The sequence below is a fragment of the Streptomyces sp. NPDC110618 genome (genome assembly GCF_055657065.1).
Window position 1 is genome coordinate 176,367 of record NZ_JBVKBN010000009.1, and the last position, 12,659, is coordinate 189,025.

The 12,659-nt window shown below is 72.0% G+C and carries 9 protein-coding genes; 7 read left to right on the plus strand and 2 right to left on the minus strand.

What is annotated here, in order from left to right:
• Positions 1 to 18: 18 nt before the first annotated feature.
• Both ACZ7L7_RS17980 and ACZ7L7_RS17985 read left to right on the plus strand, forming a co-directional pair.
• Positions 19 to 3,042, plus strand: coding sequence for an alpha-mannosidase (locus tag ACZ7L7_RS17980; RefSeq protein WP_472076437.1), 3,024 nt, complete (start codon positions 19 to 21; stop codon positions 3,040 to 3,042).
• Entirely contained in the window at positions 3,039 to 4,175 is a 1,137-nt protein-coding gene (locus ACZ7L7_RS17985; RefSeq protein ID WP_472076439.1) for a winged helix DNA-binding domain-containing protein, read from the plus strand. The genes ACZ7L7_RS17980 and ACZ7L7_RS17985 overlap by 4 nt, the downstream gene beginning before the upstream one ends.
• Before the next feature lie 10 nt (positions 4,176 to 4,185).
• On the opposite strand, the gene ACZ7L7_RS17990 is transcribed toward ACZ7L7_RS17985, so the two are convergent.
• On the minus strand, positions 4,186 to 4,893 hold the full coding sequence (locus ACZ7L7_RS17990) for a FadR/GntR family transcriptional regulator (RefSeq protein ID WP_285511839.1): 708 nt from the start codon (positions 4,891 to 4,893) through the stop codon (positions 4,186 to 4,188).
• Positions 4,894 to 5,049: 156 nt separating this feature from the next.
• Between ACZ7L7_RS17990 and ACZ7L7_RS17995 the strand changes: the two genes are divergently transcribed.
• The 4 genes from ACZ7L7_RS17995 to ACZ7L7_RS18010 are packed head-to-tail and all read left to right on the plus strand — an operon-like array spanning position 5,050 to position 8,901.
• The gene (locus ACZ7L7_RS17995; protein ID WP_472076441.1) at positions 5,050 to 6,396 is read left to right on the plus strand and encodes an L-fuconate dehydratase; all 1,347 of its coding nucleotides are present in this window, start codon (positions 5,050 to 5,052) and stop codon (positions 6,394 to 6,396) included.
• A complete protein-coding gene (locus ACZ7L7_RS18000; RefSeq protein WP_472076443.1) occupies positions 6,393 to 7,148 on the plus strand; it encodes an SDR family NAD(P)-dependent oxidoreductase in 756 nt (251 codons plus the stop codon). Before ACZ7L7_RS17995 ends, ACZ7L7_RS18000 begins: the two co-directional genes overlap by 4 nt.
• Entirely contained in the window at positions 7,145 to 8,071 is a 927-nt protein-coding gene (locus ACZ7L7_RS18005; protein ID WP_285511842.1) for an aldo/keto reductase, read from the plus strand. The genes ACZ7L7_RS18000 and ACZ7L7_RS18005 overlap by 4 nt, the downstream gene beginning before the upstream one ends.
• Positions 8,068 to 8,901, plus strand: a complete 834-nt coding sequence (locus ACZ7L7_RS18010) for an amidohydrolase family protein (protein WP_453604119.1) — start codon at positions 8,068 to 8,070, stop codon at positions 8,899 to 8,901. The genes ACZ7L7_RS18005 and ACZ7L7_RS18010 overlap by 4 nt, the downstream gene beginning before the upstream one ends.
• 1 nt (position 8,902) lies before the next feature.
• Here the strand turns inward: ACZ7L7_RS18010 and ACZ7L7_RS18015 are convergent, their stop codons facing one another.
• Entirely contained in the window at positions 8,903 to 10,324 is a 1,422-nt protein-coding gene (locus ACZ7L7_RS18015) for a lipase maturation factor family protein (RefSeq protein WP_472076445.1), read from the minus strand.
• A gap of 235 nt (positions 10,325 to 10,559) precedes the next feature.
• Here ACZ7L7_RS18015 and ACZ7L7_RS18020 point away from each other — a divergent pair, with 235 nt between their 5' ends.
• Complete coding sequence (locus ACZ7L7_RS18020) at positions 10,560 to 12,650, plus strand: SpoIIE family protein phosphatase (protein WP_285511845.1); 2,091 nt, start codon at positions 10,560 to 10,562, stop codon at positions 12,648 to 12,650.
• Positions 12,651 to 12,659: the final 9 nt, after the last annotated feature.

Sequence of the window (12,659 nt, forward strand, 5' to 3'; positions counted from 1 at the left end):
ACCTACGGAGCACCCCGCATGCATGACGACCGCAGCCTGGTCGAAGCCCGACTCAAGCGCGTCCTCGACGAACGCATCCGCCCCGCCGTGTACCCCGAGTCCGTGCCGCTCGACGTGGCGGTCTGGCACGCCCCCGGCGAGCCGGTGCCGGTCGCCGAAGGGCTCGCGGCCGAGCCCGAGCCGGTCGAGGTGGGCGCCCGCTGGGGCGCTCCGTGGGGCACGAGCTGGTTCCGGGTGACCGGGAGAGTTCCCGAGGCGTGGGCCGGGCGGACCGTCGAGGCGCTGCTGGACCTCGGCTTCGACGAGAACATGCCCGGCTTCCAGTGCGAAGGCCTGGTCTACCGCCCCGACGGCACCCCGGTGAAGGGCCTCAACCCGCGCAACCAGTGGGTGCGCGTCGGCGCCCCCGTCGAGGGCGGCGAGGAGGTGTGCCTGCACATCGAGGCCGCCTCCAACCCCGTCATCCTCGACTACCACCCCTTCCTGCCGACCCAGTTGGGCGACAAGGAGACCGCGGGCAGCGAACCGCAGTACCGGCTCGCCCGCATGGACCTCGCCGTCCTCGACGAGACGGTGTGGGAGCTGGTACTCGACCTGGAGGTGCTCGGCGAGCTGATGGCCGAGCTGCCCGTGGACTCCGCGCGCCGCTGGGACATCCTGCGCGCGGTGGACAAGGCGCTGGACGCCATCGACCTCCAGAACGTGAACGGCACGGCCGCCCAGGCACGCGCCCGGCTGGAGACCGTGCTGTCCGAGCCCGCCGTGCCCTCCGCCCACCGCATCAGCGCCGTGGGGCACGCGCACATCGACTCGGCGTGGCTGTGGCCGCTGCGCGAGACGGTTCGCAAGGTGGCCCGTACGACCGCCAACATGACGGCGCTGCTGGAGGACGAACCGGAGTTCGTGTTCGCCATGTCCCAGGCCCAGCAGTGGGCGTGGGTGAAGGAGCACCGGCCCGAGGTGTGGGCGCGGGTGAAGAAGGCGGTCGCGGACGGGCGGTTCGTGCCGGCCGGTGGGATGTGGGTGGAGTCGGACACCAATATGCCGGGCTCGGAGGCGATGGCCCGGCAGTTCGTGCACGGCAAGCGGTTCTTCCTCGACGAGTTCGGCATCGAGAACGAGGAGGCGTGGCTGCCCGACACCTTCGGCTTCGCCGCCGGACTCCCGCAGATCATCAAGGCGGCGGGCTCCAAGTGGCTGCTGACCCAGAAGATCTCCTGGTCGCAGACGAACAAGTTCCCGCACCACACCTTCACCTGGGAAGGCATCGACGGCACCCGGATCTTCACCCACTTCCCGCCCGTCGACACCTACAACTGCTCCATGAAGGGCGGGGAGATCGCCCACGCCGCCCGGAACTTCAAGGACAAGGGTGTCGCCCGGCACTCCCTCGCGCCCACCGGCTGGGGAGACGGAGGCGGCGGCACCACCCGCGAGATGGTCGCCAAGGCCGCTCGGCTGCGCGACCTCGAAGGCTCGGCGACCGTGGTGTGGGAGACCCCGGCGGAGTTCTTCACCAAGGCCGAGGCCGAATACCCCGACCCGCCCGTGTGGGTCGGCGAGCTGTACCTCGAACTGCACCGGGCCACCCTCACCAGCCAGGCCAGGACCAAGCAGGGCAACCGGCGCAGCGAGCACCTGCTGCGCGAGGCCGAGCTGTGGGCGGCGACGGCGGCGGTGCGCACCGGATTCCCCTACCCGTACGAGGAGTTGGACCGCGTCTGGAAGACGGTGCTGCTGCACCAGTTCCACGACATCCTGCCGGGCTCCTCCATCGCCTGGGTGCACCGGGAGGCACGGGCCACCTACGAGCGCCTGGCCGCCGATCTCGACGGCATCATCGACGCCGCCCAGCGCGCCCTCGCCGGGGAAGGCACGACGCCGCTCGTGTTCAACTCCGCCCCGCACATCCGCGAAGGCGTCCCGGCGGGCGGCGCCCGGACCCCGGTCACCGGGGGACGCACCATGGTCTCCGACCGCCCCGGCGGCGGACACGTCCTCGACAACGGCCTGCTCCGGGTCGAGATCGACGCCCAGGGCCTGGTCGTCTCCGCCTACGACCATGACGCCGACCGGGAGTCCATCGCCCCCGGACGGGCCGGGAACCTCCTCCAACTCCACCCGGATTTCCCGAACATGTGGGACGCCTGGGATGTGGACGAGTTCTACCGGAACACGGTCACCGACCTCACCGACCTGGACGAGATGGCCCCGGAAGGGGACGGGGTACGCGTCACCCGCTCCTTCGGCGCCTCCCGCGTCACCCAACTGCTCTCCCTCGCGCCGGGGGAGCGGCGGCTGCTGGTGGACACCGAGGTGGACTGGCACGAGACGGAGAAGTTCCTCAAGCTCGCCTTCCCGCTCGACGTGCACGCCGAACGGTACGCCTCCGAGACCCAGTTCGGGCACTTCTACCGGCCCACCCACACCAACACCTCCTGGGAGGCGGCCAAGTTCGAGGCCTGCAACCACCGCTTCGTGCACCTGGAGGAACCGGGCTGGGGCGTGGCGATCGTCAACGACTCGACGTACGGCCACGACGTGACCCGTACCGTCCGCACCGACGGTGACCATGGCACGACCACCACGGTCCGGGTCTCCCTGCTGCGCGCCCCGCGCTTCCCCGACCCCGAGACCGACCAGGGCGTCCACCGCTTCCGGCACGCCCTCGTGCCGGGCGCGGACATCGCCGACGCGGTCCGCGAGGGCTGGCGGATCAACCTGCCCGAGCGACGGCTCACCGGCGCAGGCGAGGTCGCGCCGCTGGTGGGCGTGGACCGGGACGCGGTCGTCGTCACCGCGGTCAAGCTCGCCGACGACGGCAGCGGTGACGTCGTCGTCCGCTTCCACGAGGCCCACGGCGGCCGCTGCCGCGCGCGCCTCACCGCCGGCTTCGCCTTCACCTCCCTCACCGCCACCGACCTGCTGGAGCGCCCGCTGCCCGACAGCGCGGTGGAGCATGACGGCACGGGGGTGAACGTACGCCTGCGTCCGTTCGAGCTGGTCACGTTGCGGTTCCGGAGGGCAGACTCCGTGCTGTGAAGATCAGCGAGCGGGAACTGAACCGGGCCACTCTCGGCCGCCAACTGCTGCTGCGCCGCGAGCCGCTGGGCGCCGCCGACGCCGTACGGCGGATCCTGGCGCTCCAGGCGCAGCAGCCGGAGTCGCCGTACCTGGCCCTGTGGAACAGGCTCGACGGCTTCGACCCGGCGAGCCTGGACACCGCCTTCGCCGACCGCACGCTGCTCAAGGCGACGCTGCTGCGGATCACCCTGCACGCCGTCCACCGCGAGGACTATCCGCTGCTGAGGGCGGCGATGTATCCCACGCTGCGCGCCACCCGGCTCGGGTACCGCTACGCGGCCGCCGGACTGACCCCGGCGACGGCGGACGAACTGCAGCCGGGGTTGCTGCAGTTCGCAGACCAGGAGCCGCGATCCAACGGCGACATGACGACGTGGCTCGCCGAGCGCGTCGGGGAGGAGCGGAAGGACGGTGCGTGGTGGGGGCTGAGGGCGTATGCCCCGCTGGTGCACGCGGTGACCGGTGGGCCGTGGTCCTTCGGCACCTCACCCGCGTACGTCGCCGGGCCGGACGACTCCTTCCAGGGCGGGGCGGACGCGGCGCTGCTGGAGCTGGTCCCGCGCTGTCTGGCCGCGTTCGGGCCCGCCTCGGTGGCCGACATGGCCCAGTTCGGCACCGTGCGGCGGGGCCGCGTCCGCACGGCGGTGCGCGAGCTCGCCGACTCACTGGAGGAACTGGAGGGGCCCGACGGGACGGTGCTGTACGACATCCCGGGCGGCCTGCTGCCGGACGCGGACACACCGGCCCCGCCCCGCCTGATGGCCATGTGGGACAGCGTGCTGCTCGCCCACGCGGACCGCTCCCGGGTGATCCCGCCCGAGTACCGTCCCCTGGTGACCCGGGTCAACGGCGATGTGCTGCCGACGCTGCTCGTCGACGGGAAGGTCGCCGGGGTCTGGCGCGTCGCCGAGACCGGGGGCATCGAGGCGACCGCCTTCCACGACCTGCCGTCCGAGGCATGGGAAGGGCTCGCGGAGGAGGCCCGAGGGCTGGTGGCCTGGCTGGCCGAGCGGGAGTCACGGGTCTACAGCCGGTACGGGCACTGGTGGAAGAAGCTGCCGGACGGGCAGGTGCGCGTGCTGCCGGGGTGAGTGTGCCTGTTCAGCGTGTCCCCGACCGCGCCCGCAGCCACGCCTCCACTTCCCCCACGTGCACCGCCGCCGCGGCCCGCGCCGCGTCCGGGTCGCGGGCGACCAGCGCGCGATGGATGGCGGCGTGCTCGTGGCGGGTGCGGTCGAGGGCGCCCTCTTCCTGGTAGGCGCGGCGGACGCGGGCGCGGAAGGTGCGCGAGGAGAGGCTGTCCAGGATCGCGGCCATGGTGGCGTTGCCGGCGGCCAGGGCGATCTCCCGGTGGAAGGCCAGGTCGTGGACGAGGACCTCCTCCGGGTCGTCGGTGGCGTGCATGGCCTTCAAACGCCGTTCCACCTCGGCGAGTTGATCTGCAGTGATGCGGGCGGCGGCCATCGCGGTCGCCGCCGACTCCAGGATCCGCCGCACCTCCAGCAGCTCCACGAGACCGGTGCCCCGGGACAGGTCGGCGACCACGCCGAAGGTCTCCAGGAGATCCCCCGCCTCCAGACGGGTCACGTAGATGCCGGATCCGTGCCGGGCCTCCAGTACGCCCATCACGGTGAGCGCCCGGATCGCCTCGCGCATCGAACTGCGGGAGATGCCGAGCTGTGCCGCGAGATCGCGCTCGGTCGGCAGCCGCTGCCCCGGCTCCAGACTGCCCTCGGCGATCAACGCCTTGATCCGCTCGATGGCGCGCTGTGTCACGGTGCCCTTCCGCAGGCCCGTCCCCTCGTCCACGCGCTTCCTCCGCTCGCCGGTGAGCCGAAGTCTAACCACGAAAGTGGTAGGACCACTTGACGGATCAAGCCAGGAATGTCGCGAACAGAGGGTGTTCCGCTCCCCGAGTGGTCTGATAAGCATGCGGCAACCGACCGGAAGGCAGGAAGGCACTCCATGCCCCCAACCCCCGCCCGCGTCACCACGGTTGACACCCACGACATCCGCTTCCCCACCTCCCGCGACCTCGACGGCTCCGACGCGATGAACCCGGACCCCGACTACTCCGCCGCCTATGTCGTACTGCGCACCGACGCCGCCGACGGACACGAGGGGCACGGATTCACCTTCACCATCGGACGGGGCAACGAGGTCCAGGTGGCCGCCGTCGAAGCGCTGCGCGGGCATGTGGTCGGGCGTGACGTGGACGAACTGTGCGCCGACCCGGGGACGTTGAGCCGTGACCTGATCGGCGACAGCCAACTGCGTTGGCTGGGCCCCGAGAAGGGCGTGATGCACATGGCGATCGGCGCCGTCGTCAACGCCGTCTGGGATCTGGCCGCCAAGCGCGCGGGCCAGCCGCTGTGGCGGTTCCTCGCCGACGCCGCACCCGAATGGATCGTCCGCCAGATCGACTTCCGCTACCTCACCGACGCCCTCACCCCCGAGGAGGCGCTGGAGATCCTGCGCCGGGGGCGGGAGGGTGCCGGCGAGCGCATCAAGGCGCTCCGGACGCACGGCTATCCCGCCTACACCACCTCCGCCGGCTGGCTCGGCTACGACGACGACAAGGTCGCCCGGCTCGCCGCCCGGGCGGTCCTCGACGGCTTCCGGCAGATCAAGCTGAAGGTCGGCGCGGATCTCGCCGACGACATCCGGCGCTGCCGCGTCGCCCGCGCCGCCGTCGGCCCGGACATCCGCCTCGCGGTCGACGCCAACCAGCGCTGGGACGTCCCCGAGGCGATCCGCTGGACCACCGCGCTCGCCGAGTTCGACCCGTACTGGATCGAGGAGCCGACCAGCCCCGACGACATCCTCGGCCACGCGGCCGTCCGCCGGGCCGTCGCCCCCGTGAAGGTCGCCACCGGCGAACACATCCAGAACCGCGTCGTGTTCAAGCAGCTGCTCCAGGCGGGCGCCCTCGACATCGTGCAGATCGACGCCGCCCGCGTCGGCGGCGTCAACGAGAACCTCGCCGTCCTGCTGCTCGCGGCCAAGTTCGGCGTCCCCGTCTGCCCCCACGCGGGCGGGGTCGGGCTGTGCGAACTCGTCCAGCACCTGTCGATGTACGACTACGTCGCGGTCTCCGGAACCACCGAGAACCGGGTCATCGAGTACGTCGACCACCTGCACGACCACTTCCTCGACCCCGTGCTGATCCGCGAAGGTCACTACACGGCACCCACCGCCCCGGGCTTCTCGGCCGCCATGCGCCCCGAGTCGATCGCGCGGTACACCTTCCCGGACGGCGCCTTCTGGGCCGACGACCTCCGGACGGTCAAGCGGAACGGGCGGTCGGCATGAGCGACTTCGCCGGGCTCAGAGCCCTGGTCACCGGCGGCGCCTCCGGTATCGGCCGGGCCACGGCGGACCTCCTCGCGGCACGCGGCGCCCAGGTCGCCGTCCTCGACCTCGACCCCTCCTCCGTCGACGAGCCCCTCCTCGCGTACCGCGCCGACGTCACCGACGACACCCAGGTACGGCAGGCGGTCGCCGCCGCCGTCACCGACCTCGGCGGACTCGACGTACTGGTCAACAACGCGGGCGTCGGCGCCCAGGGCACCGTCGAGGACAACGACGACACCGAATGGCACCGCGTCCTCGACGTCAACGTCGTCGGCATGGTCCGCACCGCCCGCGCCGCCCTCCCGCACCTGCGCCGGTCCCGGCACGCGGCGATCGTCAACACCTGCTCCATCGCCGCCACCGCCGGACTCCCGCAGCGCGCGCTGTACAGCGCCACCAAGGGGGCCGTGTACTCGCTCACCCTCGCCATGGCCGCCGACCACGTCCAGGAAGGCATCCGCGTGAACTGCGTCAACCCCGGCACGGCGGACACCCCTTGGATCGCCCGCCTGCTCGACCGGGCCCCCGACCCGGCTGCCGAACGCGCCGCCCTGGAGGCCCGCCAGCCCACCGGCCGTCTGGTCTCGGCCGCCGAAGTAGCGGGCGCCATCGCCTACTTGGCGAGCCCCCTGTCCGGCGCCACCACCGGCACCGCCCTCGCCGTCGACGGCGGCATGCAGGGCCTGCGCCCGCGGCCGGTGACCCCGTGACCCGGCTCGGCCTGGGCGCCGCCGCCCTCGGCAACCTCTACACCGAGGTCACCGAAGAAGAGGCGCACGCCGCCGTCGACGCGGCCTGGGAGGCGGGCATCCGCTACTTCGACACCGCCCCGCACTACGGCCTCGGCCTCTCCGAGCGCCGCCTGGGCGCGGCCCTGCGCGACCGGCCCCGCGAGCAGTACCGGATCTCCACGAAGGTGGGCCGCAGACTGGAGCCGTCCGCCCGGGGCGGCGACGACCTGGCCCACGGTTTCGCCGTACCCGCCACGCACCACCGCGTATGGGACTTCACCGCCGACGGCATCCGCCGCACCCTGGACGCCGGCCTGGAACGGCTCGGCCTGGACCGGGTGGACCTGGTCTACCTCCACGACCCCGACGACCACGCCGAGGTCGCCTTCCGCGAGGGCTACCCGGCCCTGGAGCGGCTCCGCTCGGAGGGAGTGGTCGGCGCGATAGGCGCCGGGATGAACCAGGCCGGGATGCTGACCCGCTTCGTCCGCGACACCGACGTCGACACGGTGCTGTGCGCGGGCCGGTACACCCTGCTCGACCGCACCGCCCTCGACGAGCTGCTGCCCGCCGCCCAGGAACGGGGCGTGTCGGTGGTCATCGGCGGCCCCTTCAACTCGGGCCTGCTGGCAGACCCGGGACCGGGCGCGACGTACAACTACACCCGGGCGCCCGCCGAGCTGGTGGACCGCGCCCTGCGCATGCGGCGGCTGGCCGAACGCCACGGCATCAGCCTGCGCGCCGCCGCCCTCGCCTTCTGCGCGTCCCATCCGGCGGTCACCGATGTCCTGGTGGGCGCCCGCTCGGCGGCCGAAGTACGCGACTGCGCCGAGCAGTTCGCCACGCCCGTCCCCGACGCCTTCTGGCAGGAACTGGATCGGATCAGCGAGCAGCCCTCATGACAGTCGACGCGCATGTCCATGTGTGGGACCTGGCCGTGCGCGACCAGGACTGGATCGCCGGGGACAGCCCGCTCCGCCGCACCTTCACGGCCGCCGAACTGGAGCCGCGGGCCCGCGCCGCCGGAGTGGACCGGGCCGTCCTCGTCCAGACCGTCACCGTGCCCGAGGAGACCCCGGAATTCCTCGCCCTCGCCGACGCCCACCGGTTCATCGCCGGCGTGGTCGGCTGGACCGACCTCACCGCACCCGATGCCGGAGACGAACTCGCCCGCCTGCGCGCCCTCCCCGGCGGACACCGGCTGAAGGGCGTCCGCCACCAGGTGCAGGGAGAACCGGACCCGCGCTGGCTGCTGCGGCCGGACGTACGGCGCGGGCTCGCCGCGGTGGCCGAGGCCGGACTGGCGTACGACCTGGTGGTCCAGCCCCACCAGCTCCCCGCCTGCGCCGAAGCCGCCGCCCGCCACCCCGAACTCACCTTCGTCCTCGACCATGTGGGCAAGCCGCCCATCGCCTCCGGTGCCCTCGAACCCTGGGCGAGCCACCTGCGCGCCCTCGCCGCCCTGCCCAACACCGTCGCCAAGCTCTCCGGCCTGCTCACCGAGGCCCACCCCGCCGACTGGACCGTGGCGGGACTGCGCCCGTACGCCGACACCGCCCTGGAGGCCTTCGGTCCGGACCGGCTGATGTACGGCTCGGACTGGCCGGTGTGCACACAGGTCGCTCCGTACGAGCAAGTGATGCGGCTCAAAAGGAAGTTGACGGAAGGGCTCACCAACGAGGAGCGGGAGGAGGTCTTCTCCCGGACCGCCTCCCGGGTCTACGGGATCTGACCTACGAATAACTCCGTTCCGCCGCCAGCCGCGTCGGCGGCAGATACTCCCTCACATACGTCCGCTCCCAGCAGGCGCCGGTCTCCCGCAGTTCCCGCCAGGTGGTGTAGCGGTAGCGGAAGAGCCGGGCGCGGATGTAGCGGGGCGGCGCCTCGGGCGGGAAGGGGGAGCGGCGCAGCAGGTTCAGGGTGGCCCGGTCGCCCTCCAGCAGTCGCTCCACCAGCGTGCCGAACCAGTTGCCCGCGTAGGAGGGGGAGAGCGCGGCGAACCACATCAGCCAGTCCAGGCGCAGGTGGTACGGCGCGAACTGGCGGGGCCAGTGCCGGGGATCGCCGGGCTTGCCCTTGAACTCGTACTCCCGCCAGTCCGAGTCCTTGCGCGGGGTCTCGTCCGCGGTGCCCTCGATCACCACCTCGTGGCGGATCCGGGTGACGCTGCCGAAGGCGCCGTAGGTGTTGACCAGGTGGAGCGGGTCGAAGGAGCGGTTCATCACCTGGCGGCGGGAGATCATGTTGCGCACCGGGTGGTAGCTCAGGGCGAGCAACACACCGGAGACGGCGAGCACGACGGCCGTGTACCAGACGGGCGGGTCCGGGACGGTGGGGGAGGTGTCCGGGAGGCGGAGCGCGGAGGCGGCCAGCGCGATGGTGAGCCAGTTCAGCCAGGAGAAGTTGCCCGAGAGCACCAGCCACAGCTGGGTGAGGAGCATCAGGGACGCGGCGGCCGTGGCCACGGGCTGCGGGGTGAACAGCAGGAACGGCACGACGAGCTGGGTGAAGTGGTTGGCGGCCACCTCGACGCGGTGCAGGGGCCGGGGGAGGTGGTGGAAGAACCAGCTCAGCGGGCCCGGCATCGGCTGGGTCTCGTGGTGGTGGTAGAGGCAGGTCAGATTCCGCCAGCAGGCGTCGCCCCGCATCTTGATCAGGCCCGCCCCGAACTCCACGCGGAACAGGACCCAGCGCAGCAGGAACAGCACCACGATCGGCGGGGCGACCTTGTCGTTGCCGAGCAGGACGGCCAGGAACCCCACCTCCAGCAGCAGGGACTCCCAGCCGAAGGAGTACCAGGTCTGGCCCACGTTGACGATGGACAGGTACAGCGCCCAGGGCACCAGCCACAGCAGCATGGCGGCCCACAGCGGCAGCAGCGTGTCCACGCCCGCGAGCAGCGCCGCCGACACCGCGCACCCCGACCAGGCGCACAGGGCGAAGAAGCGGTCCGAGTAGTGGCAGTGGAACAGGCTGGGCGCGGCCCGGAACGGCACCCGTTCCACGTAGCGCCGCACGGGAAGCATCCCCCGGTCGCCGATGAGCGGGCGGAACTGGAGCGCCGCCGTCAGGAACGCGACCAGGTACAGCCCCGCGAGGGCCCGCTGGAAGACCAGCCGGCTCAGCCAGTACTCCGATGCGGTGAACCACTCCACGGCCTGCGCTCCTTCGTTCCATTGTGCTGCCGGGACCAGCCTCCACCGATGCCGTCACTCTGTGTATGCAAACACTCGGTTTGCGTCATTCATGCAGGTGAGGCGGACAATTGTGGATGAAGTTCCCAGTGGGGGGCAGGAGGATGCGGTGAGGTCCCTCGGCGGCCGGAAGATCGAGTCACCGAGTCGACTCCTCCCACTCGAAGAATCGGACAAATGCTGGCAAGGTGGGCCCATGGTTGATCGGGGAGCGAGCGCCCTGTCACTCCCGGACGACTGGCCCGCCCACCCGGATCCGATTCTGGCGCTCAACCGTATGGGCAGCTTCGACTGGGACCTGGACAGCGGGCTGTTCCATATGGACGCGCAGGCGTACGAGGTCTTCGACCTGCGCCCCGACGAATACGACGGCCACCCGGAGAGCCTCTCCGCGCGGGTGCCGCGGACGGAGGGGTACCGGCTGGACGCCCTCGTCTCCCAGGCGATGAAGGACGGCAGCGAGAACTACGGCGCCTACTTCCGTATCCGCCGCCGCGACGGCAGCCTGCGCTGGACCCACACCCAGGGCTACATCCGGCGGGACGAGACCGGCCGCCCGCGCCGCATCATCGGCATCGTCCGGGACGCGACCCAGGAGCTGCGCGAGATCGAGGAGCGCCGGGACCGGGCCGACGCGGACGAGGCCAGCCGCCGGCGGCAGACCAACGTGGTCGAGCTGACCACCGCCGCGCTGGCGCACGCCCGCACGGTCCAGGACGTCATCGACGTACTCAAGGACACCCACGGCCTCACCCACCTGGGCGCCACCAGCCTGGTCATGGGACTGGTGGAGGCGGGCCGCATCCGGCTGATCGCCGAGGGCCCCGCGGGCAGCTTCGTCCCCGGCACCCGCGTGACCGGCATCGACGAGCCGTACCCGATGAGCGAGGTGGTGCGCACGCTCACCCCGCGGTTCATCGAGTCGCCGGAGGAGTTCGCGGACGGCTACCCCATCCTGTGGCCCCACATCACCGATCTGCACATCACCTCGGCCGCCTACCTCCCGCTGATCGCCCAGGCCCGGCCGATCGGCGCCATGGGCCTGCTCTACAACGACCGGCACGGCTTCTCCGCCGAGGAACGCAACGTCCTCGTGGCGCTGGGCAGCAGCATCGCGCAGAGCCTGCAACGGGCCATGTTCTACGAAGAGGAGAAGGACCTCGCCGCCGGGCTCCAGCAGGCCATGCTGCCGCGCACCATCCCGAGCGTCCCCGGCGCCGACGTCGCCGTCCGCTACCGGGCCGGGACCGCGGCCGGCACCCTCGGCCGGGACATCGGCGGCGACTGGTACGACCTGATCCCGCTGCCCGGCGGACGGGTCGGCGCGGTCATCGGGGACGTCCAGGGCCACGACACGCACGCGGCGGCCGTCATGGGCCAGCTCCGTATCGTGCTGCGCGCCTACGCGGCCGAGGGGCACACCCCGGCGACGGTGATGGCCCGCGCCTCGGTCTTCCTCCACGAACTGGACACCGACCGGTTCGCGACCTGCCTGTACGCGGAGGCCGACCTGACCACCGGCGTGGTCCAGGTGGTCCGCGCCGGGCACATCGACCCGCTGGTCCGCGAATCGGACGGCACCTGCCGACGGGTGACCATGGAGGGCGGGCTGCCGCTCGGACTGTCCGCGGAGTTCGGGCAACTGGAGTACCCGGTGCGGACCCTGGAGCTGGACCCCGGGCACACCCTGCTGCTGTGCACCGACGGACTGGTGGAACTGCCCGGCTCCGACCTCGACGAGGGCATGCACGCCCTGTCCGCCCTGGTCGCCGACAGCGACGACGACGTGCGCAAGCTCGCCGACCGGCTGATCGAGGTGGCCGAGGAGCGCGGCGGCGACGACGACGTGGCGCTGCTCCTGCTGCGGCGCCGGGGCGTGGACAGCCCGCGGCGCGGCGGCCGGCTCCAGCAGCATGTGGCGCCCGGCGACCCGGAGGCCCTGTCCCAGGCCCGGCACATGATCCGCGCCGCGGTGCGCGCCTGGGGCTCGGGCCAGCGCGCCGACGAGATCGAACTGGTCGCCGACGAACTGATCACCAACGCCCTCATGCACACCGAAGGCGCGGCGGTCGTCACCCTGCGCGTGCTCAGCGGCGCCGACCTGCGCCTGCGGGTCGAGGTGGAGGACTCCTCCAGCGCCCTGCCCCGCCGCCGCGAGGCCGGTGCCGACGGTGTCTCCGGGCGGGGTCTGCTGCTGGTCGAACTGCTCACCGATGTGTGGGGAGTGGAGGCGCGCGGCGGCGGCAAGTGCGTGTGGTGCGAGTTCCTGGTCTCGGGCCGGGGCTGAGCCCGGATG

Excerpts from the sequence above, each read along its gene's own strand:
- ACZ7L7_RS17980 (WP_472076437.1), top strand. The coding sequence starts at position 19 with ATGCATGACGACCGCAGCCTGGTCGAAGCCCGACTCAAGCGCGTCCTC.
- ACZ7L7_RS17995 (WP_472076441.1), top strand. The coding sequence starts at position 5,050 with ATGCCCCCAACCCCCGCCCGCGTCACCACGGTTGACACCCACGACATC.
- ACZ7L7_RS18000 (WP_472076443.1), top strand. The coding sequence starts at position 6,393 with ATGAGCGACTTCGCCGGGCTCAGAGCCCTGGTCACCGGCGGCGCCTCC.
- ACZ7L7_RS18010 (WP_453604119.1), top strand. The coding sequence starts at position 8,068 with ATGACAGTCGACGCGCATGTCCATGTGTGGGACCTGGCCGTGCGCGAC.
- ACZ7L7_RS18020 (WP_285511845.1), top strand. The coding sequence starts at position 10,560 with ATGGTTGATCGGGGAGCGAGCGCCCTGTCACTCCCGGACGACTGGCCC.